Origin of the sequence: Microbacterium murale (genome assembly GCF_014635185.1) — a bacterium.
Taxonomy (GTDB): Bacteria; Actinomycetota; Actinomycetes; order Actinomycetales; family Microbacteriaceae; genus Microbacterium; species Microbacterium murale.
The window spans coordinates 1,190,748-1,213,772 of record NZ_BMCM01000001.1 but is presented as its reverse complement, the minus strand read 5'-3'; the positions used below and the strand labels follow the sequence as shown (position 1 = coordinate 1,213,772).

The following is a 23,025-nucleotide window of genomic DNA, read 5'->3' as shown; positions in this document are numbered from 1 at the left end:
TCGACCGAGAAACTTCGACGGCCTGCCGGCGTGTCCAACGCCAGCGCCAACGCTTCGCCAAGTAGCTGGCCCCGGGTGCCTGCATGCAGGCAGTCGCGTGCACACCCGGGGGTTGTACGAACTTATAGGCATGTATAGCGATTCGCTATACATGCCTATAAGTAGCTATACACGCGCCATCAAGCAACTAGAAGAGTCCTCATGCCGCTGGCAAACGACGACTCTCCACTGGGACCGCCATTCCGGCTAGCTGTGGCAACGTTTTTGACGTTTGATCGGTTTTTTATTGGTCGACGGCTTCCGTCCCGGAGGTCGGACTAGGCTGCAACGTCTCTCTGCCGTCGTTTAGCTCGTCCAACACGCTCACCGCGACTCGAAAGCTGTCGAGCGCAGCGGGAGCGCCGCAATAGATAGCGGCCTGAAGAAGCATCTCTCGGAGCTCGGTGACTGTCACGCCGTTATTCAGCGCACCCCGAATGTGGCCTCTCAGTTCTTGGGGGCGATTGAGGGCGACGAGCATGGATACTGTCACGATGCTCCTGTCTCGGAGAGAAAGGCCTGGCCGACTCCACACGTCACCCCACGCGTATTTGGTTACGAGGACTTGGATGTCCTCAGTGAACGGGGTGGCATCATTGACTGAAGCATTTACATGGTCGTCTCCCATGACCTTGCGGCGCGTTCGTAGTCCGTGCGCATCAAGACTGCCCACGTCCATCACTGCCCACCCTTTCGATTACGACCCCACCAGGCGCGCCAGCTGTGGTGAGGCGCAAGCACCCGCATGCCGAGAGTGGGGAGCGGGCTCGCGGCGGCGGTACGTGAGAACGTCGGCTGTCGAGTAGATTGACCACGCCTGCGGTCACCTCGCCGTACAGTCCTTCAGCCTAGGGCTTCAGTTCTGGCCGATGCGGGGACGCCCTTCAAGGTCCTCCGTTGGTTGACGGCCAGGTCGCGTCGGTTTGTTTCCTTCGCGAAGGCTGTTCCAATGACAGTCAGCACAGCGGCGACAGCTACGTAGATGGAAACCGGAACTGAGCTCATGTAGTGGCTCAGCAGCGCGGTCGCGACGAGGGGCGCGATTGCCCCGCCGATGACGGTGGTCACCTGTGCAGCGACTGACATCCCGGTGTAACGTACGTTTGTGTCGAACTGCTCGGCGAAGTAGGCGGCCTGAGGTCCGTAGAGTGCCGAGTGCAGGATCAGGCTCACGACGACTGCGACGCCGACTAGCGCTGGTGACTGAGTGTCGAGCAGGGGGAAGAAAGCGAAGATCCAGAGGCCCATCCCGATCGCTCCGAAGAGGATGACCGGCTTTCGTCCTATCCGGTCCGATAGCGCTCCAAAGAGGGGTGTGGCGACGACCTGAACGACGTTCCCGACGATGAGGGCGAAAAGTACTAGCGCCCGGTCGTCGGCGTCGTTAGTGACGACGTACACGATGACGAACGCGGTGATGACGTAGTAAGAGATGTTCTCGGTCAGGCGGGCACTTGCGGCGATGAGCAGGTTCCTCTTGTAGTGACGGAGAACCTCGCCGAGGGGCGCTTTCGGCTGCTCGGCGGGCTTCTCTTGAGCCTCGATGAAAAGTGGAGCGTCGGTGATCCGCAGACGCATCCAGAGGCCGGCGAGCACGAGAACTGCGGAAGCGAGGAATGGGATTCGCCATCCCCAACTTAGGAAGGCTTCTTCGGGCAGTGTTGCAGTAAGAATAGCGAGGGCAGCGGTGGCGAGGAGATTGCCGAACGGAATTCCTCCCTCCGGGATGCCGGTCCAAAATCCTCGTCGTCGGCCGGGGACCCGTTCGGCGATGATGAGCATCGCGCCGCCCCATTCGCCGCCGAGCGCGAACCCTTGCAGCATGCGGAGGAGGCTGAGCAGCACTGCTGCCCAGATGCCGATAGCGGCGTACGTCGGAAGCAGGCCGATGCAAAAGGTGCCGATCCCCATAAGAAGGATGCTGATGATCATCAGCTTCTTCCGGCCGATCTTGTCGCCGAAGTGACCGAAGACGATCCCGCCAAGGGGGCGGATGAAGAAACCAAGTGCGTAGCTGACGAACGCGAGCATGGTGCCGACGAGAGGGTCGAACTCAGGGAAGAAGATCTTGTTGAAGACGAGGGCGGCGGCGGACCCGTAAAGCAAGAAGTCGTATGACTCGAGGGCCATGCCTGTCCAAGAGGCGGCCGCCGCTCGGTAGAGCGACTTCTTGGGAGATTCTTCGGTTGCGGTAGTCATGTGAGCGTCCTTGATCGTGACTGCGTTGTGGCTTTGCGGGAGGGATGGCCGGGGCGGCTACGCGACGGCGGGTTTGGCGGGAGCCGCACCTTCGTCGGAAGGTATCCCGGCGACTGAGACGTCGAGTTCTACGGGCAATCCAGTGGTATTAGAGAGATGAGCGGCTTCCATGACCTGAACGACCGGAAGGGTTGATCGGGCGGAGGAACTCGGTTGCCTGCCCTCAGCCAAGGCGGAGAGGAACTCACGGAGCTGGCTACGGAAGCCGTTGTCCCCGTGGATATAGGGAGTTGTCGCTTCGTCCACTATCTGTTCGCCATTGATGCGGAGTCGTCGATCGTCCTCAAGGTAGAGCGAATGCGCATCGGTGTTGATCCAGCGCTGATTGACGGCTGGACGTGCGTTCAGCGAGAGGTGGCTGACCGCGGTGCTGCCGTCTTCGAAGTCGACGATGATTGTGGCCTCGTCTTCGCCTTCCCAGAGGTCTCGGAGTCGTAGATTTCGCGCGTATACGCGCACAGGCCGCGAGCCAGTCAGCCAGATGCTCGTGTCGATGCTGTGCGGACCGTTGAGCCCGATCGCGAGTCCGCCGGTATCAGCAGCTGACTTCCACCAGGCCGTAGCGGCGTGATCGGCGTAAACGCCGAGGTAGTGGACGGTGCTTGCTGGCCCGCGCCCCGGCTCGCTAAGGAATCGATGCGCGGCCTGCGCTCCGTCGAAGAAGCGCCGGCAGTGAGCGACCATCGCCACGCGCTGGTGTTCGTCCGCGGCCGCCGCGATGGCCAAGGCGTCGGCGGTGCGAGTGGCGAGGGGCTTCTCGATGAGTACGTGTTTTCCGGCTTCTAGAAGGGGGATGGCGAGAGGCGCGTGGAGATGGTTGGGAACAGTGAGAATGACGGCGTCGACGTCGTCTGCCTCGATGATCGCTTGGACTGTGGTCTCTGATCGTCGTGCACCGAAGCGCTGCTGCAGTTCCGTGGTGCGTTGAATCTCGTCGGGGACTCCGGCGATCGCGATCAGCTGGGCGACGTCGGAGGCGGCGGTCACTGCTTCAAGGTGGGCTTCGGCGATGCGCCCGGGCCCGACGAGCGCGAGGCGGAAGGGTCGGTGAATTTGGGTCATGGCATCTCCGTCGATGTGGATGAGGAAAGTAGGCCGATCAGATCGGTAACTGCGAGTTCGGCGAATGAGTGGTCGTTGATGTGTATATTCAGCTTTTTGATCTGCACGAGAGGGTTCTCGAGCGTTTCGGCGAGGGCGTCCTCGAGCGCGCGGCGCGCTACGGGGTCGTCGAAGCCCTTCCCTGCGGCGTCCATGACCGACACGCCCAGGGAGGGCAGCAAAATGATGGCGGGTGCAGTGGCATGGTTGAGCCGGACAGCGATTGACACGCCCACCTGTCGAGCTTCGTCGGGGTTGATGCGCATCAGGGTGTTCTCGCTGTTGTGCTGATAGAGGTTGCGTTCCCGGTGCTGAGGCGGGACGGTGTCCAGGGGGCCGAAATTGGCCATGTCGGTAGCGCCGACAGAAACCACTTGGGGCACGCCGGCTTCTGCAGCTGCGGTCAACCGTTCCGGCCCCGCACTGAGAATGCCTCCGACGATGTCATCCGTTACTTCGGTTGTGGTCAGGTCAAGGACGGCGTCGACAAGCCCTTGTCGAATCAGACTTTCCATCGCGCGCCCACCGACGCCGGTTGCATGGAAGACAACCACTTCGTACCCGGCGTTTTCCAGGAGTTGCTGTGCGTGCAAGATCGCGGGGGTTGTGACTCCGAACATCGATGCCGCAATCAGCGGCCTGGTTGGTGCAGAGGTGGGCTCAATCTTTTGCCCGTTGACCATTCCGGCGAACGCGTCGGCGGCCCGGGTATACGTGATGGCGCTGATCCGGTTGACGCCGGCGACATCGACGATCGACGGAAACATGACGATGTCGGAGGTGCCGACGTAGGCAGACGTATCCCCGGACGCGACAGTACTGAGGACTACTTTGGGGATCCCCAGCGGGAGGTTGCGCATGGCCGCCGCGGCGACCGACGTGCCAGCGCCGCCGCCGATGCCGAACACGCCCACGGCACCGTCTTCACGGATGAGACGCTCGACCTCAATGGCCGCACCCTTCGCCATAATTGCGACGGCCTGACCGCGGTCCTGCGCAGATACGAGGTCGGCAATCGTTGTGCCACCCGCAGCGGCGACCTGATCGCGTGAGATCGTGGCCGTCAACGACGGCTGTCCCAGAACTCCCGTGTCGACGAGAGTTACGTTGAGTCCGTGCTCTCGGATGCGAGTCTGAATGAAAGCCGCGTCGGCACCCTTAGTGTCGAGGGCAGCGAGCAGAAGGACGGTAGTCATCGGCGGCGGCTTAGATGGTGAGGATTCCGCCGTTGACGTCGACCGTTGCTCCAGTGACGAACCTGGACAGGTCTGACAACAGGAACAGGACGACACCTGCAACGTCGAGCTCCTCGACGTTGCGCCCTAAAGGTGTTTGATCAGCGAGCTGGACGAGGTCGGATTCGCGGTGCAGGTCGTGAAGGAGGTCATTCATCCGTTGCCCGGTGATGCCGCCGGGGCAGATGGAGTTCGCGCGGATGTTCTGATGACCAAATTCTTTGGCGATGTGGCGGGTGAGGCCGAGGATGCCGGCTTTCGCGGCGGTGTAGTGAACTCCGAGAAAAGGACTGGTGGTTCGCCCGGCAAGAGAGGAGATGCTGACGATGGCGCCGCCGCCAGCGTTGATCATGTGTGGAATGACAGCCTGAGCAGTAAGGAACGCTCCCTTCAAATTGGAGTCAACGATCAGGTCCCACTCGTCGGCGGAGATCTCGAGGGTGGGCCGCTGCGCCCGGTATGCCCCTGCCGCGTAGACCATGTTTGTGAGACGACCGAACTGATCCGAGGTCTCGGCCGCGACACGAGTTACGTCGCTGGCGACGGTGCAATCCGCGGTGAGCATCAAGATGCGGTCACCGTGGCTAGCGAATCGGTCGCGGGCGTCGTCGAGATGTTTCGGGTTGATGTCACAAACCGCCACCGAGCCGCCGAGCTGGAGCAGGTTCTCCGCGATAGTCGCACCCGTTCCTCGAGCGCCGCCAGCGATCAGCGTGACCGAATCGGCAAGGCCCGCCCCGACCTGGTTCCATTCGAAGGTGTTGGCAGAGGTCATGGTCAGGCCGTCCTTGCGTTCTTGAAGTCGGTGGTCACGTTGATCAATGCTTCCTCAACGGGAAGCCGTTCCATGCTGGAAGCGCCGACGAAGCCCACGCTGTTTGTTCTCGTCATGACGTACTCGGCATCCGCGGGGGTGGCGATCGGGCCGCCGTGGCAGAGCAGAATGACATCACCGCGTCTGGAGAGCACCGCGTCCCCGATCGCGTTCACTCGATCGACGGCGTCGTCCAAGCTGAAAGCGCCGTCCTCATCCATTCCGATGCTGCCTCCGACGGTGAGACCCATATGCGCGATGACGGCATCCGCGCCGGCATCTACCATCGCGACCGCTTCTTCCGGAGTAAACACATAGACGACGGTGAAGAGATCGAGTGCGTGAGCGGCGGCGATCATCTCGACTTCCCGCTCGAAACCCATCCCGGATGCTTCAAGTTCACGACGAATCCGGCCGTCGAACAGTCCGACAGTGGGGAAGTTGTTCACCCCGGAGAAGCCTGCGTCCTTGATCTTGGTGAGGAACAGACCGAGGTCGCGAGTCGGATCCGTACCGTTCACACCAGCGATCACGGGCACGTGCTTCACAACGGGCAGCACCTCGCGCTCCCCCATCTCCAGAACGATCGCGTTGGCGTCACCGAGAGGCAGCAACCCGCACATGGAGCTGTGGCCGGCCATCCGGAATCGGCCCGAGTTGTAGATGATGATCAGGTCAGCGCCGCCCTTTTCGATGAACTTCGCGGAGATGCCCGTACCGGCGCCTGCGCCGACGATGGCCCGCCCATCGGACACCTCGGCGCGCAGCGCCTGGATAACTTGCAACCGGGTAAGCGCCATGCTGCTCCTCGTCTCTGAGAGTCAATCATCTCGATTTATGTTGACTCTCAACATATTTATGTTGACGCAGTTTGTCAACTGCCGTCGATAGCTCAGGCGTTGCGACTGTTCTGCAGCGCTTCGACTTATTACCATGAGTTCATGGTGTTCGATACAGATGTGCCTAGCTCTCCCGCCACCGTCCGGGGTGACGCCCGAAGGGCGCAACCCCTGCAGGTGAGCCCCGGTGAGGTGCTTGAACAGATTCGTGACGGGCGTGCGCAGACGATCAGCGAGCTTGCTCGCGAGTTCGGCGTCGCGAGATCTACTGTGACGGATCGCATACAGACGCTACTCGGGGCGGCTCTGATCAACTTCGCAGACGACGAGCCGACAGCTGGACGCGGACGACCAGCCGGCCGGTTTGCTTTCAACGCTAAGGCGGGCAGTGTCCTGGCGGCTCACGTCGGGATGAGCGGCACCATGGTTGCACTGACGGACCTTGCGGGCAACGTGGTTTGGTCCACTCAGGTGCAGTTGGACCTGCAGGCTAACGGACTGGACGATCTCGAGGGCCTACTTCGGAAGGCCTTCGCCGACGCGCTCGATACAACGGATCCTCGTCAGCTTTTTGCGATAGGGATTGGACTGCCCGGGGATCTTGAAATTGGGCATCAAGCGCACGCGGGGAAACCTGGCGCCACCTGGGTTGAAGGCTTGCGCACTCGACTCGAGGCCGAGTTCGGTTGCATGGCATTGGTCGACAAGGACGTTAACTGCATCGCTGTCGGCGAGCTCACGACTATGACGGTTAACCCGAAAGTACTGGTCAGCCTGAAGGTGGGCACCGTTATCGCGGCCGGACTCGCTATCGACGGAACCATCGTCCAAGGCGCCGCCGGGCAGTTCGGGGAAATCGGGCACATCAAGATCACTGGCAACGACCGCCTCTGCGCCTGTGGTTCTGTCGGGTGCCTAAACACCGTCGCAAGCGGGAAGGCACTGGCCGAGCAACTCACCGCAGAAGGCATAGCGGTCGACACAGCTCGAGACGTCGCCGAGCTCGCCAGCAGAGGCGTACCCGAAGCGAGCCGCATCGTCCGTCGCGCAGGCCTGACCATCGGCAAGGTGCTGGCCACTGCGATAAACATGCTGAACCCCGACGTGATTGCCGTATGGGGATATCTCGTCGAAGCCGGCGACTCCTTCTTCGCAGGGCTGCAAGAAGGGATCATTCGCGATGCGCTACCAGCGTCAGCGCGCGAGATCCGACTCGAACGCTCACATCTGGGTGACAACGCAGGTCTGCGAGGCGCGGCCCTGGCAGCGATAAACCAAGCACTCGCGCCGGAACGCGTTGACGCCCGAGTCATTGCATAGTCCGCGAGATGCTAGAAGGCAGCACTTCCTCAGCCTGGGTCGCCCCCTCGAATAGGTGAGCAACATCGGACTCGATGGCCCCAACGGTGCCTGGCGCGCGATTCGACGTCTAAAACGACCCGACCCATGAGGCACTCGACCGCGGTACTGCTGAAGCAAATCGACCGACCGGGTGGCGCCGTGTGCGTTCACCTGACCGGCTTCAATCACCACCGACGTTGGAGTTCAGCTTCGGGCGGTGACGAGAGCGACGGCGCGCACCGCCTCCGGATGCTGGCGCCTGCGACTACCGGCCTCCGGATCGGAACGTGGATGGCTTGACGGCGATCATCGACGCAATTAGATTGATTGTCGACGTAAAAATCCTCGGGCCTGTCCGCTACGGGTGGCCGAGAAGCCATCGAGGATCAGTGACGCATCTGTGAACGCTGTAGATGCCTGGTGCGCCAACGCTTGACCGCGTTCGCTCTCCACGATGCAGATCGAATTGACGCGTTAGCGACCCAAACAATCAACGTTCGACCTTGGAGCAAGCATGCAGATTCCCCACTCGACAGAGCTATTCCTAGGCAGCCGTTGGACGGTTCCCGCCTCCGATGATGTCACCGACGTCGTCTCACCGACGGATGGGAGCGTGGTGGCCCGGCTCCCGCGCCCGTCCATCGCCGATGCGGACGTAGCCGTCGAATCCGCTAGGGAAGCGTTCCCGTCCTGGAGCGGTCTCGCCAAGGACGAACGACTAGACATCGTCCGGCGGTTCTGCAACGCGCTCAAGGACCGACACGACGGCATAAACACGGCTTGGGTCCTCGAATGCGGCATGACTGTACAAGACGCCAAGGACCTGACGGATGGCGCAACTGAGGTGTGGGAGCTCGCGCTGGAGACGGCTGCTTCTATCGAGTTTTCCGAGCTGCGAAGCACCTCCATGGGCGAGGTCGAGATTCGTCACGAGGGCATCGGACCGACCGTCGTCTCGGTGGCTTTCAACGGCCCGCACATGCAACTCGCGCTGGCGATCGTCCCGGCCCTAATCGCTGGCAACACGATCATCCACAAGCTGCCACCTGAGAATCGGTTGCTGGGCTACTTCATCAGCGAAGCAGCCGATGTCGCGGGATTCCCCGTGGGCGTGTACAGCGTGATCGCGGGCGATGCCGAGGTCAGCGCTCACCTGGTCGAGCACCCCGACGTGCAGGCGGTGCACTTCACCGGCGGAAACACTGTCGGTGCCTCCATCATGCGCACCGTCGCAGACCGCACGGCGCGAGTTGTGCTGGAGCTCGGTGGCAAGTCGGCCGCCATCATCGCCGCGGACGCCGACCTGGATCAGGTCGTCCCCGAGCTGGTGAAGAGCTGGGCTCTCTACAGCGGTCAGATCTGCGTTGCCCTCACCCGGGTGATCGTCGCCCGCAGTATCCATGACGCGTTTGTGGACCGCGCGCGTACCGAACTGGCGAAACTGCGTATCGGGGATCCGTCCGACCCGACGACGGAATGGGGCCCTTTGATCAACGCGCGCGCGGTCGAACGTGCGGAGAGGTATGTGTCGGGGGCGTTGGCCGCAGGCGCGACGCTGGCTTACGGCGGAGCACGTCTCGACGAATTCTCCGAGGGCCACTGGTTCGCCCCCACTGTGCTGACCGATGTCACCAACGACATGGATGTTGCGCAGGACGATATCTTCGGACCAGTGTTCGTCGTGATCCCGTTCGACACAATCGACGAGGCGATCGACCTTGCGAACGATTCGAAGTACGGGCTCGCCGGCGCGGTGTTCACCTCAGACCCCGCGCTGGGCCGTGACGTCGCGCGAAGAGTGCAGACCGGCTCCATCGCGATCAACGGGACATTCCCGCGGCTCAGTGGCCCGTTTGGGGGCATGAAGCAATCGGGCTTCGGCCGCGAGGGCGGTCCCGAGGCGTTCTTCCAGCTGACGAACACAAAAACGATCGCGGTGTAGGCGGAAGCTGTCCGAGCCACTACTCGAGGTCGACCGGGTCGACCCAATCCTTCTCCGTGAAGACGGTCCGTTCAAGCCATCGGCGAACTCTTGTTCGGTCCGCAGGGTCCGCCAACGATTCGAAGAGCGATCGCCATGGCGGGCCGGCGGCAGCCAAGAGAAGATCTCGACGACGCGAGCCTGACGCTCGAGGTGACAGCGAAGCGATCCAGGTTCGCGGGCCCATCCACCTTCCCGCGCGTCGGTTCCGATGAGAGAACTGGCCCTCGTCCGACTTGGTCGGGGGCCAGCGCCGGCTCAGGCATCCCTTTGCGACGCCGCTCCGCCGTGACCCACGCTGGGCGGCGTCAGGTGCCGCGTCGACAACTGGGCGAGGCGCGGATTGAGCGCGGGACGTCCGATAGTGCTGCGTTCGACGGACTCCCCCGCGCATCTGCTCGTCGACGCTGCCGTTCAGGGTCCCGCGGCAGTCCGAGCACCGCGGAAGTTCACGAGCGAAGCTATTGACGTTGACCGTCGACGTACTTATATTGAGAGTCGACATAATCTAACGATGATGTTGGATCACGTATCCGCGTGGATCGCCGCTGATAGAACATTCGAGGAAGAATGAACTCCAAATTCGCAACTGCGGCACGGTCCCGCCGCGCTGCCATCGTGCTGACTGCCCTATTCGCATCATCAGTTGCCCTCACTGCCTGCTCGTCGTCTGAGGCTGGGCCGGGCGCATCTGCAGATTGCGACACCTCGCCGTTTGATGAGGCGATTGCCGCGTACTCAGAAGGCCCGGTGATTGGTCTCGGCCCGTACGGTGAAACGTCGGCCGACGCGTCTACGATCCAGCTCACGGATGCTGAGGTGGAGCAGATCCGATCCATGGGCGCCAAGGCTGCAGTGGTTATGCACTTCTCGGGCGACAGCTGGAGCAATGCCCAGGTTGACGCGATCGAGGCAAAGTTCGAAGAGTTGGGCATCAAGATCGTCGCCCAGACCGATGCTCAGGCGGACCCGGCGAAGCAGTTCTCGGACATCGAGACCGCGTTGGCAGCCGACCCTGACGTCATTGTCTCCATCCCGTCGCTTGACACGACGGCACTCGCTCCCGCCTACCGCAAAGCAGCCGAGCAGGGCGTCAAGCTCGTCTTCATGGAGAACCCGGCCAAGGACTTCGTGGCAGGAGAAGACTATGTTTCCGTCGTCGCGATGGACAACTACGGGGCCGGAGTTCTTGGGGCTCATCAGATGGCCCGCGCGCTTTGCGGAGAGGGCGAGGTTGCTGCGGTATTCCATGCAGCGGAGGCACCCACCAACGTTCTGCGCATCGAGGGATTCGAAGACACCATCAAGTCCGACTACCCCGACATCAAGATCGTGGAATCGCAGGGACTCCTGGGTCCGGACTGGAAGGGGGAGACGGGCAAGAATGTCGATGCGTGGCTCACCAAGCATCCAGATCTCGCCGGCGTGTGGTGCTTCTTTGACGCTCCCTGCGAGGGAGCTATCGACTCGGCGCGTTCCGCCGGTCGTGACGACTTTGTCGTGACCACGGTTGACCTCGGCAGCAATGTCGCCCTCGACATGGCGCAGGACGGCTTCACTCACGGTATCGCTGCAGCCCAGCCCTACGACCAGGGCACCACGGAGGCAATCCTCGCAGGATACGCACTCCTTGGTAAGGAGGCGCCTGCGTTCGTGGAACTCCCGGCGGTGCCGGTGAGCCGCGACACACTCGAGCAGTCATGGCAGGACATCTATCACGTCGAGCTGCCCGAGCAGATCCTCACCACCCTCAACGAGCACTGATGCAAAGCCAGAATCCGGCCGCGGAAACGCTGGCCATATCGATGCGCGGTGTCCGCAAGTCCTTTGGCAAGTTTGAGGTGCTACGGGGCGCCGACTTCGAGGTCCGCCGAGGAGAGGTTCATGCTCTCCTCGGCGGGAACGGAGCAGGTAAGTCCACCCTGATGAAGATCCTGCAGGGTGTGCACAGGCCGGATTCTGGCGAGGTCGTAATCGAGGGCAAACGGGTGGATTTCTCCTCCCCTCACGACGCCGCGGCGGCGGGAGTTGGGATGGTCTTCCAGGAGTTCAGTCTCATCCCATCGCTGACGGTGGCCCGAAACATCTTCCTCGGTCGCGAACCACGTCGGTTCGGCGTCATCGACGACAGGGCGATGGTCCGCCGAGCTCAAGAGATATTCGACCGCATGGGAACCGACCTCGATCCGCGCGTCGTGCTCAGTGACCTGCCTGTCGGCTATTGGCAGCTGACGGAGATCGCGAAGGCGCTCAGCGTCGACGCGCGCATCCTGATCATGGACGAGCCGACAGCCAGCCTTCCATATACCGAGGTCGAGCAGCTGTTCCAGCTCATCGAGCGATTGAAGGAACAGAGCATATCGGTTGTGTACATCTCACACCGGATGGCTGAGATCGAACGTGTCGCCGATCGGCTCACGGTAATCCGCGACGGTCGAACCGTACTCACTGGCAAAGTGTCGGAAGTCCCACCGGAGAAGGTCGTTGAAACCATCGTCGGGCGAGAAATACTGCAGGGATTGAGCCGAGACACCTCGAAGGTCATCGCAGGTGAACCCGTGCTTTCCGTGCGCTCTCTCTCATCCGGAGATCGCGTGCAGGACGTCACCTTCGATGTCGCCCGTGGAGAGGTGCTCGGACTCGCAGGACTGATCGGCAGCGGACGGACAGAGATCGCCCAATCCCTCTTCGGGATCGACCGCATTGCAGCTGGAGAAGTGCTCGTCGACGGCCGCCGTGTACATATTCGCCGACCCCAAGACGCGATCGATGCCGGGATCATGCTGGTTCCCGAAGATCGAGCACAGCAAGGCCTAGTCCTTAGCCACTCAGTACGCAGCAACCTCCTGCTCCCAAGCCTCGGCCGCCTGCGGCTTGGCCCACTCATCAACGACCTGCTAGGGCGAGATCTTTGCAAGCGGCTCATGACCCGCCTCCAAATCCGCTCCTCAGCAATAGAAGAGACCGTCAGCCGCTTGTCCGGTGGAAACCAGCAAAAGGTCGTCATCTCCAAGTGGCTTGGTTTACAGCAATCCGGCAATCCGACCCGCGTCCTCATCCTCGACGAGCCCACTAAGGGCGTCGACATCGGCACGAAGACTGAGATCATGCAACTCGTCCTCGACATGGCCGACGAGGGCATCGCCGTCATCTTCATCTCCTCAGAGCTTCAAGAACTGCTCTCGGTCTCGGACCGGGTGCTCGTCCTGCGCGACGGACGCATCGAAGAGGAACTCCTTCGATCTCAAATTCCCGACGAGGAAGCTCTTCAACTTGCCGTACAAGGAGTGCACTGACATGACAAAGCAACATACTGACACCGTCCCGGTCGCCGACGGAGACCTCAGCCTTGAGTCTCCGAACGGGGGCCGACCCTCCAACCCCATGGCAGCAGCATTCCGCCGTTTGGACTGGAGAGACTTCGCGATCTACATTGGCTTCGTCGTCGTCTTCATCCTCTTCGCGATTTTCCTCCGCGACGATGGCTTCCTCAACGCCAACAACCTGCTCAACATCGGGCGCCAGACCGCCATCATCGTCGTTCTTGCAGTCGCAGGAACATTCGTGATCGCAGCCGCACAGATCGACCTTTCCATCGGCTCAGTTGCCGGGCTGTCCAGCGTGATGACCGCGTTGACCATCGCCGCCACCGGCAACACTCTTTTGGGCGTGCTGGCCGGGATAGGCGTGGGCGTCGCAGTAGGCATTATCAATGGGTCTCTTGTAGCACTGCTTGGCATCCCTTCCTTCCTCGTAACGCTCGCCATGCTCGGCATCGCAGCCGGTGTTGCGCAGTGGGTCTCCAACTTTCAACCCATCCCGATTCTCGATCGTGTCTTCACGACGATCTTCGGATCGGGTGAGGTCGGCCCGATTCCCATTCTCATGATCTGGGCACTGGTCGCTGTCGTCATCGGCGTGATCGTCCTCAACAAGACACGCTTCGGACGCCAAGTCCTGGCCACAGGCGGCAACGAAGTCGCAGCGAAGTTCAGCGGCGTGAGAACAAGGCGCGTGACCTTCACTGTCCTCCTCATCTCAGCGGTCGTCGCCAGCATCGCAGGCATGCTCTACTCCGGTCGCCTGCAAAGCGGTCGATACCAATGGGGCACCGGTGATGAACTCTCGGTCATCGCCGCCGTCGTTCTCGGCGGCACAAGCCTCTTCGGCGGGAACGGCCGCATCATCGGTTCCGCTATCGGAGCAATATTCATCGGCCTCATCAACAACGGACTGATCCTGGCAGGCACCGATGTCAGCCAGCAAGTGATCATCCAAGGCGTCATTATCATCATCGCCGTGGCACTCGCGAAGCGCCGCTAGGAGCATTTTCTCACCCCGATCGCCTCGCAGGAACAAGGCCGATATGACGGCCCAAGCGACCGGCGGTTCCCCGCAAGAACAACCGAAAGGAATAATCATGACCGGACGACTCGAAGGTAAGGTCGCACTCATCTCCGGGGCGGCGCGAGGCCAGGGCCGCTCCCACGCAGTGCGCTTCGCCCAGGAAGGCGCTGCGATCATTGCATTCGATATCTGCGCGCCAATCCCGACCGCGCCCTACGACCTGGCGACACCAGAAGACCTCGAAGAGACCGTGCGACTAGTGGAAGCGGAAGGCGGACGCATCATCTTCGGCCAGGCTGATGTCCGCGACGCGGCAGCAGTGCAAGAAATCGTCGACCGAGGCGTCGGCGAGTTTGGCCGGCTCGACATCGTCAGCGCCAACGCCGCTTTCACGTGCTTCGTCGAGAACACATGGTCGATCACTGAAGACCAGTGGGACGAACTGATTTCCGTCAACCTCACCGGAGTTTGGAAGACGGTCAAGGCGGCCATCCCGTCGATGATCGCGGCTGGGAACGGTGGCAGCATCGCCATCACCAGCTCATCCGCGGGCACCAAGGGGATGATCAACCTCGGTCACTACTCAGCCGCCAAACACGGACTCGTAGGCCTCATGCGCACCCTCGCCAATGAGCTCGCCCCCCACCGGATCAGAGTCAACACGATTCATCCAACAGGGGTAGACACCAAGCTCCTGGACAACGATCACGTCAAGTCCTTCCTGGCCGAGAACCCCTCATGGGGTGACAACATGCAGAACGCTTTGCCCGTCGAAGTACTCGAGGTCGTCGACATCTCCAACGCGATCCTCTTCCTTGCATCGGAAGAAGGACGGTACATCACAGGCGTGCCGTTCCCCGTCGACGCCGGATTCGGGATCCGCTAAACGCTCGCGTCACCTCCCGTCTCACACCCTCAGTCGCACCGCCGTCCTGGCCCTTCCGGGGCCGAAGAATTCTGTGGAGAACTTCATGAAGCTAGCAAACACATTTGCAGCAGCTGCGGCCGTCTCGCTTGCGTTCGCATCTCTCACCGCCTGTACTGCCGCTCCACCCCCTGAGGCATCAAGCGGTGTGTGTGATACCTCAGCATCCGACGCAGGTATCGCGGCATACGTTGAGTCCGGAGTCGCCCTCGGCGAAGGCCCGTATGGCGAGAGATCGGCGGATATCGCCGATCTCGAACTGACCTCCGAGCAAGTCAACGAGATAAAGGCGTTGCGCCTAACGGCGGGCATCTCGATGCACTTCAGTGGAGACACCTGGAGCAATGCACAAATCGCTGGTCTCACTTCAGAGTTCGAGCGCTTGGGGATCGAGATAGTCGCGCAGACGTCGGCGGACGCAGAAGTCACCAAGCAGTTCAGCGACATCGAATCGATCACAGCCCGCAAGCCGGACATTCTGGTCGCCATCCCGTCGCTGGACGTCACAGCGCTGGCTCCGGCGTTCGAGCGTGCCACGGACGCCGAAATCAAGGTTGTGTTCATGGACAACCCAGCAGCAGGCATGGAGCCTGGGGACTACGTTTCCGTGGTCGCGTCCGACTACTACGGCTACGGCGTAATCAACGCCTATCAACTCGCCGCCGCGATCTGCGGCGAGGGCGAGATCGGGGTGCTACGTCACGGCGCCAAAGCGCCAAACAACGTCCAAGCTCTCGAAGGGTTCGTCACCACAATCGAGGAAGACTTCCCGGACATCGACATCGTCGAGGAGGCCGACATCCTTGGGCCAGACTTCAGCGGCGAAGGTGAGTCAAACGTCAACTCCATGCTCGCAGAACACCCTGATCTCGCGGGCGTCTGGTGCTTCTTCGATCTCCCTTGCGAAGGTGCGATTAATGCCGCGCGCGCGGCGGGTCGAGACTCTCTTCCGATGACGATGGGGGGACTCGGGGTCAACGTTGCCGTACAGATGGCCTCCAGCGACGACTTCGTCATCGCGATCGGTTCAGTCCAGCCCTATCAGCAGGGCGTCCTCGAGGCGCGCCTCGGAGCGCTGGCGTTGCTCGGAGAGGAGACTCCGCCCTACGTCTCACTCCCGGCGATTCCCGTCGATGCAAAGAATCTAGAGATGCAGTGGAAGGCCGTCTACGACGAGCCGCTACCTCCCGCGATCGTAGAGGCGCTGAAGGGTTAAGGCGTGATGGAGCAAGCACTGCCTTACACTCTCTCCACCCTGATTGTGAGCTGGGGATGCTGAGATACGACCCCGACATTCAACGCCTGTTCGCAAGTTCGAGCTCAGACACTCCGCAGCCCACAGCCATCCTGGACGTCGCCGACTGGAGATCTTCACGCGAGTTCTTCAACGATGGCATCGCAGCGGGCGAACGCAACCACCCACGGGCTGACCATATTCCCCGTCTATCTCTCGTTTACACCACTTCAGACGGCGACGCTCGCGAGCTGAGGTGGTACAGGCCGGATGAGGCGTCAAGCTCCGTCATTCTCTACTTCCACGGTGGTGGGATGTATCACGGCAACCTCGACTTATACGACGGAATCGCAGCCCGGCTGGCCGACCGATCCGGTGTACCGGTCCTGGCGGTCGACTACCGCATCGCTCCTGAACATCCGCATCCCGTCCCCGTCCGAGACTGCTATGAAGCGCTCCTTTGGTTGGCTGAGAATGCCACCCATCTAGGGTTCGACCCTGCGCGAATCATCCTGATGGGAGATAGCGCGGGCGGCGGTCTGGCGGCGGGCACGGCGCTAATGAGCCGAGATCTCGGAGGGCCCATCCCTGCGCTGCAGGTGTTGATCTACCCCATGCTCGATGACCGCACAGACCGTACGCCTGAGGCGTTGGCGCCACTCGCGACCTGGAACCACGAACACAACCTCACCGCGTGGAGAACCCTTCTTGGCGACGCCGCCGGTGGCACCGAGGTGTCACCGTATGCGGCGCCGGCGCGGGCACAAAATTTGGTCGGCCTTCCCGATGTGTATATGGAAACAGGCCAGCTAGACCTGTTTGCAGCTGAGATTCTGCTTTTTGCCTCCCGGCTGGCCGACGCAGGAGTCCAACTCGAGTTCCACGTGCGACCAGGCATGCCGCACGGGTTTGATTTCGCGGCACCAGACGCCGCAATGACGATGCAGGCGGTCGCCGATCGTGTTCGCGCAATCCAGTCCGTGTGACTATGCCTGAGTCAAGCCCATCTGCAGCCGAACTAGGGGATCTGCTTGCGCGAGTCCGACTGCTTGAGGATGACCTCAACATTCGGACGACGGTAACCCGGATGGTTGGCCTCGTGGACATGCGCGACTGGGAACAACTTGTGACCGTGTTTACCCCAACGGTTCGCGCCGACTGGAGCAAGCTGACAAGCGAGCCCGCCGGCGAGGTAACAGTTGAGGCGCTCGTCGATGGGTGGCGCCGCACTCTCACCGGACTCACCGCGATCCAGCACATCCTAGGAAATATTCTGGTCACCGTCACAAGCGAAACCGACGCGGACGCCTCAGCGTACGTCCACGCGGCTCAACGACTGGATGCCGATTTTGCATCCTCGCTGTGGATCGTTGCCGGTACCTATGACTTCCACTTAGTGCGGCATGGTGGTCGCTGGCTCATATCCGCGGCGACCTATCGACCGGCATGGGGATGGGGCAACCGGCAGATCATGGATCTAGCGAGGTAGTGATGATTGCAGCCACGTTCGATCGAGGCAGGACGAAGAATCCGAGCACCACGAGTAGAACTTTGGTCGCGCACGCTGGCAACGGAAAGCCTATGTGATGTCCGCCATCAACGGCCATCATCCCGACACCCTATGGGTGCCGTCTAGCGACAGAATCAACGAGGCCACACTGACGACGTTCACCGCGTACGCCAGAGCGGACTGCGGGTTCGTTGGCGGGCCGGACTACACGGATCTCTGGGAATGGTCCGTCGAAGATCTTGAGAGATTCTGGCTCGCCGTGTGGGACTTTCATGGTCTTGGCGACCTGTTCGGCTCTCCAGACAAGGTCCTCAACGAGAGGACGATGCCGGAAACGGATTGGTTCGCCGGCATTGAGGTGAACCTCGCCGAGTACGTACTGACTCGAATCCCCCCAGACTCCCCCGCGGTCATTGGTCTCAGCGAGGCCGGCGACCGCCGCGCGTTGACAGGCAGGCAACTTGACGCGCGTGTCCAATCGCTCGCCGCGGCGTTGTCAGACCTCGGAATCGGCCCAGGGGACGTCGTTGCCGCGTACATTCCCCACTGCGTGGAAGCGGTGATCGCCTTTCTCGCGACCGCCTGGGTCGGCGCAACATGGACGGCCGTGGGGCAAGACTACGCAGCCAACGCAGTCATCGATCGATTCGAGCAACTAACCCCAAAAGTTCTCTTCATCGCCGATGGATACACCTTCGGCGGCCGGAATCACGATCGTCTCTCAGAGGCGGCAGCACTGAGCTCGGCTCTGACATCTGTTCTGGCCGTCATCGAGATTCGACATCTCAATCCGGCTCGCGCGGTACACCCGGAGTTCGTCGACTGGGATCAACTCGTTAAGGAGCGCCGAAGCACGCCAGCGAGACGAGTGCCGTTCGCCCAACCCTTGTGGGTGCTTTTCTCTTCCGGGACCACAGGAACCCCCAAAGGTCTGGTTCACGGGCACGGCGGAGTGCTAGTGGAGATGATCAAGCAACTTTCTCTTCACTGGGACCTCAAGCTGACAGACCGGGTCTTCTGGTACACGTCCCCGAGTTGGGTGATGTGGAACATCCAAGTTGGTGCGCTCTGCGTTGGCGCGACCGTGATTTGCTACGACGGGTCCCCCACTTGGCCGGATGCGCGTAAGCTCTGGCAGCTGGCGCAAGACGAGGGCGCGACCTTCCTAGGAGTCAGCCCTGGGTACTTAGAGGCTTCCTCATCGATGGGGATCTCCCCCGGCAAGGAATTCGACCTGCGTCACCTCCGGTCCATGGGCAGCACCGGCGCCCCGCTGTCCTCACCTCTTCAGCGGTGGGCATACGAAGAGGTCGGTGAGTTGCCTCTCTGGTCTATGAGCGGGGGCACCGATATTGCTGGCGTATTCGCAGGCGGCGCTGCAACTGTCCCTATCGTCGCGGGCGAGATGTCGGTGCGTTGTCTGGGTGTAGCGCTCGAGGCGTGGAGCGATAGCGGCGAACCATTAGTCGGGCACGTGGGCGAACTTGTCGTGAGCCGGCCCATGCCCAGCATGCCGATTGCGATTTGGAACGACCCGACTGGGGAGAAGCAGCGGCACGCCTACTTCGAGATGTTCCCTGGCGTGTGGCGCCACGGCGACTGGGTCACAGTCTCGAGGAGAGGGAGCGTCACCGTCCATGGGCGGTCGGACTCGACGCTTAATAGGCACGGCATCCGAATGGGTAGTGCAGACATCTACGCGGCCCTTACCGACGTCGCTGCAGTTCAGGACACCCTCGTTCTGGGGATTGAGGACGATGATGCGGGCTATTGGATGCCACTGTTCGTTGTTCTCGCCGACGGCGCTTCGATGTCCACAGAACTCGCAAAGGAACTCCGTGACGCTATCCGCCACACGCTCTCCCCGCGACATGTTCCAGACGACATCATCGCTGTCCCCAAAATTCCTCGCACACGGACGGGTAAACGACTTGAGATACCGCTCAAACGAATATTCCAAGGGCAGCCTGTCGAAGCGGTCCTGAGCGCAGCGGCGGTGGACGACATCACGGCCGTTCACTATTTTGAAGGCTTGGCCATCCAGTGGCGCGGAGAGAAGTTATCCCGCCAATAGATGCTGCCAGCCGATTCTTAGCGTGAGCGCGTCGCTTGATCACGGAAGTCAGGCATGAGAGAACGGTATGAGCGGCCGCGGATCGCCGCGAACCAGACGCCCGCTCCGTACGCCAAGTCGTCCAGCCGCCGGGCAGAGGCAAACCGTACCGGGTCAAGTTTGGGTCTCAGCCTAATAAACTCGATCGTGACGTCAGCTAGGTGAGCGAGAAGAACGGCCCTTCGAAGTCGTTTGGAGAACACCGCCAGTACGACGACTGCTGGCCACCAGTGCCGAAGCAGCAAGGCCATCCCCTGGACAACTGCAGCCGCCGCTCCACTCATAGTCAGCTCCGCGGCAAGCCGCCGGGGATGATCACTCCGACCGGCTTTGCGCGAGATTTTCGCCGTTGTCGCCACGCAAATCGCTGCCGCTAGGGGAAGAGACCACCTCCGCTGGGCAATCAGGGAGAGGACTAGGGCCACCGCCCACGGGGGAAGAATTGCGGGCGCGATGCTCCCGGGGTGGCGCCTGCCAAGCTGAAACGCGCCCGTGCCGTAAAAGGCCTTTCGCTTCATCCAAGCGAGGGCAGTCGATCGGTGCTCGTGGAGGACGGTTGCGGCCGGTTCGTACCGCACACGGCGGCCCTGCTCGGCGGCACGCCATACGATATCGACATCCTCCCCCGATCGCATGTCGGCAGCGAATCCATCGCCGATCCCGTCAACACGGCAAAGCAGTGTGGTGCCCGACACCCAGGAAACCAAGGCGCGGGGCCGGACCGTACCAGGGTGTCCACCAAGGTCTAGAGAAGATCGCGCGTCTTCATACCGGTTCACCCACGTAGTCCCGCGGTCGGAGGGAACCCCGACGACGCGGGGAGCAACGATCACAACCCGCGGGTCCGCGAAATGCCTCGCCAGTATCTGCATAGTGTCCGCGTTGACGGTGACATCCGAATCGACGAAGGCGACGAAGGGCGTTGTCACCTTCGCCAGGCCTGCGTTGCGAGCTGCGGCCACACCAAGGTTTGGAGTAAGCAGGACGGTTTCAGCGCCGTGACTCGCTGATATGCGTTCGGTGGCGGCGGGATCTATCGATCCATCGTCGACCACGATGATCTTCGCTTCGCCATACGAAGACGTGATGCTCTCGAGGAGTCGGTCCAATCCGGCGGGACGGTCTCGAACCGGGATCACCCACGTTATGAGCTGGGGATTCAAACCTGGCAGTTCATCGGCGACGGGGTCACCGATTCCCGTTTCAAGCAAACGGTCAGCGAACGTCGCGCTAGCGTGGTCGGCGACCCGGACGCGCCCGTCAATCAGCATCGCACGGGCCGCGGGAGAGAGATGCAGTAGCCGGGTCGGCGAGCCACCGACCAGCGTGCGCCCGCCATCTCGAACTTTGGTTCTGTGATTGAGAGCGACAACAAACCCAATCGGCAGCGGCAGCGTCATGCGGCTTCCGTAAGACAGCCGCGATGGTCCAGTTGTCCCATCTCGATTCGTCGGACTGCAGCATCAACCATCTCGCAAAGCAATCGTCGACCGGCATCGGCGTTCGCTCCTTGGGGGTCGCCGAGAACACCGGAGAGCGAGACAGCTCTCACACCGAAGCGGGTGAGCCTTGGCAAGAGGAGCCTCAACTCTGTAGTCGGCCCACTCGCTGCACGGTCTAAGTGCACACGGTCTGGCGCGAGGTGCAACATAATCGAGGTTTCGGTGAAGCCGGCGTGAGCATCTCCTGACGGCGTGACGCACGGTAGCCAGGAGACATCGTGCCCCTCGGCGATGAGTTCAGGGATCACCAGCGAGAGACATGACACGTTGCCGCCGTGCCCGTTAACGACCACGATGCGTCCTGCCCAGCAAGCGAGAGAGCGAACCATCTCGATCAGGATCCCTCTGAGCGCCGCCTGCCCAATCGACACCGTGCCCGGAAACCCTTGGTGTTCACCACTAGAGCTATAGGCAACTGCCGGCAGCACGATCGCCTGCATGCTCAGTCGATCGGAAACGGCAGTCGCGATCACGGTGTCGGTATCGAATGGAAGGTGGTGGCCGTGCTGTTCGGTCGATCCCAGCGGAATGATGACCGTGGGTGCGGCGGGAATGTCGGGCCAGGCGAGAGTGTCGAGCCGGCGGGTGCTGTCTTTCACCGAACCGTGCTCGTCATACCCAACGTCCGTTCGAATCCTTCTCTCAGGTCAAGATCGCCGCGGTTGAGATCATTGATGGAAGCATGTCCGAGTCCAAGAACGGCCGAATCGAGCCCGTTTCGAAGGACGTCGAGAACATTCTCTACGCCGGCTTGACCGTTCGCTGCCAGGCCCCAGAGGTACGCGCGCCCGATCATCACTGCCCGAGCGCCCAGTGCGAGGGCTTTTGCAACGTCGCTCCCCCGCCGTATCCCACCATCGAGGAGAACTTCAACCTGATCTCCGACGGCGTCGGCAATCGATGGCAACATGCGAACGGAAGCGGGCGTGGCGTCCAAGTTGTTCCCGCCATGGTTGGAAACTGATAAAGCGTCGACGCCGATATCGGCTGCTCGCCGGGCATCATCGACGCGACTCACGCCCTTGAGCATGAACGGCCCACCCCATTCGTCACGGAGCCATGCGACGTCCTCCCAGGTGGGAGGAGGAGTCTGCATCCATTCGAAGTAGGCGCCGAAGAACGTAGGCGCCTCTCCGCCCGGCGGTGTGAGATTGGGTGCGGTGAGATCTGGGATACGGCCTGACTTGGCGAAACTCCACAACCAGCTTGGGCGTGTCACCACGTTCGGCGCAAAGCGGACCATGGTCTTGAGATCCATCCGCTCGGGGATCGAGGGGCTCCCCCAATCACGACCGTGTGAGAAGGACCAGTCTAGGGTTGCGATCAATCCCTTTGCTCCCGCGGAGCGTGCGCGGTCCATACGTTGGATCATGGCGTCGCGTGTGCCACTCCAATAGACCTGGAAGAAGGTGTTCGGGTTTGCCGCGGTCACGTCCTCGACCGGTTTCGACGCGAAGGAGCTGAGACCCATGATTGTCCCGCGGTTTGCAGATGCTTGAGCAACTGCCACCTCGCCGTCAGGGTGCACAGCCTGCACGCCGGTTGGAGAGATCAGCACCGGTAGGGCGATTGGGATTCCCATGACGGTCGTGGACAGATCACGTGGAGAGTGGTGACCCACAACATGCGGAGCGAGACCGATCTCGCCGAAGGCTGCCATGTTGTCGGCGTATGTGATCCCTTTTTCAGATCCGGCGAGGAGGGCACCGTATACGGAGCTGGGCAGACGCTTCTGGGCGCGGCGTTGCGCCTCTGCAACGCTCTCGAACCAGGTGTTGGACATCG

19 protein-coding genes are annotated in these 23,025 nt (G+C 61.6%); 10 read left to right on the top strand and 9 right to left on the bottom strand.

Annotated elements, in window-relative coordinates; translation table 11 throughout:
* Positions 1 to 283: 283 nt before the first annotated feature.
* The 6 genes from IEV67_RS05910 to IEV67_RS05885 form a co-directional block, all read right to left on the bottom strand.
* On the bottom strand, positions 284 to 667 hold the full coding sequence (locus IEV67_RS05910; protein WP_229702841.1) for a carboxymuconolactone decarboxylase family protein: 384 nt from the start codon (positions 665 to 667) through the stop codon (positions 284 to 286).
* 215 nt (positions 668 to 882) lie between these two features.
* A complete protein-coding gene (locus IEV67_RS05905) occupies positions 883 to 2,238 on the bottom strand; it encodes an MFS transporter (protein ID WP_188435585.1) in 1,356 nt (451 codons plus the stop codon).
* Between the two features lie 57 nt (positions 2,239 to 2,295).
* On the bottom strand, positions 2,296 to 3,360 hold the full coding sequence (locus IEV67_RS05900) for a Gfo/Idh/MocA family protein (RefSeq protein ID WP_188435584.1): 1,065 nt from the start codon (positions 3,358 to 3,360) through the stop codon (positions 2,296 to 2,298).
* A complete protein-coding gene (locus tag IEV67_RS05895; protein ID WP_188435583.1) occupies positions 3,357 to 4,595 on the bottom strand; it encodes a Tm-1-like ATP-binding domain-containing protein in 1,239 nt (412 codons plus the stop codon). Before IEV67_RS05895 ends, IEV67_RS05900 begins: the two co-directional genes overlap by 4 nt.
* 10 nt (positions 4,596 to 4,605) lie before the next feature.
* Positions 4,606 to 5,409 carry an SDR family NAD(P)-dependent oxidoreductase gene (locus tag IEV67_RS05890; RefSeq protein ID WP_188435582.1) on the bottom strand — a complete coding sequence of 268 codons (804 nt, stop codon included), beginning with the start codon at positions 5,407 to 5,409 and terminating at the stop codon, positions 4,606 to 4,608.
* 2 nt (positions 5,410 to 5,411) lie between these two features.
* Complete coding sequence (locus IEV67_RS05885) at positions 5,412 to 6,248, bottom strand: phosphoenolpyruvate hydrolase family protein (RefSeq protein WP_188435581.1); 837 nt, start codon at positions 6,246 to 6,248, stop codon at positions 5,412 to 5,414.
* Positions 6,249 to 6,389: 141 nt separating this feature from the next.
* Here IEV67_RS05885 and IEV67_RS05880 point away from each other — a divergent pair, with 141 nt between their 5' ends.
* The 10 genes from IEV67_RS05880 (at position 6,390) to IEV67_RS05835 (ending at position 19,699) form a co-directional block, all read left to right on the top strand.
* Positions 6,390 to 7,607, top strand: coding sequence for an ROK family transcriptional regulator (locus tag IEV67_RS05880; RefSeq protein WP_188435580.1), 1,218 nt, complete (start codon positions 6,390 to 6,392; stop codon positions 7,605 to 7,607).
* 535 nt (positions 7,608 to 8,142) lie between these two features.
* Positions 8,143 to 9,570 (top strand): aldehyde dehydrogenase family protein, encoded by a 1,428-nt coding sequence (locus IEV67_RS05875; protein ID WP_188435579.1) that lies wholly within the window; start codon positions 8,143 to 8,145, stop codon positions 9,568 to 9,570.
* Between the two features lie 609 nt (positions 9,571 to 10,179).
* Positions 10,180 to 11,373 (top strand): substrate-binding domain-containing protein, encoded by a 1,194-nt coding sequence (locus IEV67_RS05870; RefSeq protein ID WP_188435578.1) that lies wholly within the window; start codon positions 10,180 to 10,182, stop codon positions 11,371 to 11,373.
* Positions 11,373 to 12,905: a sugar ABC transporter ATP-binding protein gene (locus IEV67_RS05865; protein ID WP_188435577.1), complete on the top strand. Its 1,533-nt coding sequence runs from the start codon at positions 11,373 to 11,375 to the stop codon at positions 12,903 to 12,905. The genes IEV67_RS05870 and IEV67_RS05865 overlap by 1 nt, the downstream gene beginning before the upstream one ends.
* 88 nt (positions 12,906 to 12,993) lie before the next feature.
* Entirely contained in the window at positions 12,994 to 13,932 is a 939-nt protein-coding gene (locus tag IEV67_RS05860) for an ABC transporter permease (RefSeq protein ID WP_229702778.1), read from the top strand.
* Between the two features lie 43 nt (positions 13,933 to 13,975).
* Positions 13,976 to 14,842 (top strand): mycofactocin-coupled SDR family oxidoreductase, encoded by an 867-nt coding sequence (locus IEV67_RS05855; protein ID WP_306440977.1) that lies wholly within the window; start codon positions 13,976 to 13,978, stop codon positions 14,840 to 14,842.
* Positions 14,843 to 14,927: 85 nt separating this feature from the next.
* Positions 14,928 to 16,097: a substrate-binding domain-containing protein gene (locus tag IEV67_RS05850; RefSeq protein WP_188435575.1), complete on the top strand. Its 1,170-nt coding sequence runs from the start codon at positions 14,928 to 14,930 to the stop codon at positions 16,095 to 16,097.
* 56 nt (positions 16,098 to 16,153) lie between these two features.
* On the top strand, positions 16,154 to 17,101 hold the full coding sequence (locus IEV67_RS05845) for an alpha/beta hydrolase (RefSeq protein ID WP_188435574.1): 948 nt from the start codon (positions 16,154 to 16,156) through the stop codon (positions 17,099 to 17,101).
* A 2-nt stretch (positions 17,102 to 17,103) separates the two neighbouring features.
* Positions 17,104 to 17,604 (top strand): nuclear transport factor 2 family protein, encoded by a 501-nt coding sequence (locus tag IEV67_RS05840; protein WP_268238576.1) that lies wholly within the window; start codon positions 17,104 to 17,106, stop codon positions 17,602 to 17,604.
* A gap of 97 nt (positions 17,605 to 17,701) precedes the next feature.
* Positions 17,702 to 19,699, top strand: coding sequence for an acetoacetate--CoA ligase (locus IEV67_RS05835; protein ID WP_188435572.1), 1,998 nt, complete (start codon positions 17,702 to 17,704; stop codon positions 19,697 to 19,699).
* A gap of 17 nt (positions 19,700 to 19,716) precedes the next feature.
* Here IEV67_RS05835 and mftF read toward each other — a convergent pair whose 3' ends face one another.
* From mftF to mftD, 3 genes are read right to left on the bottom strand one after another with little or no spacing between them, the layout of a single operon-like run.
* Positions 19,717 to 21,138 (bottom strand): mycofactocin biosynthesis glycosyltransferase MftF, encoded by a 1,422-nt coding sequence (gene mftF, locus IEV67_RS05830; RefSeq protein ID WP_188435571.1) that lies wholly within the window; start codon positions 21,136 to 21,138, stop codon positions 19,717 to 19,719.
* Entirely contained in the window at positions 21,135 to 21,839 is a 705-nt protein-coding gene (gene mftE, locus IEV67_RS05825; RefSeq protein WP_188435570.1) for a mycofactocin biosynthesis peptidyl-dipeptidase MftE, read from the bottom strand. The genes mftF and mftE overlap by 4 nt, the downstream gene beginning before the upstream one ends.
* On the bottom strand, positions 21,836 to 23,023 hold the full coding sequence (gene mftD, locus IEV67_RS05820; RefSeq protein WP_188435569.1) for a pre-mycofactocin synthase MftD: 1,188 nt from the start codon (positions 23,021 to 23,023) through the stop codon (positions 21,836 to 21,838). Before mftD ends, mftE begins: the two co-directional genes overlap by 4 nt.
* Positions 23,024 to 23,025: the final 2 nt, after the last annotated feature.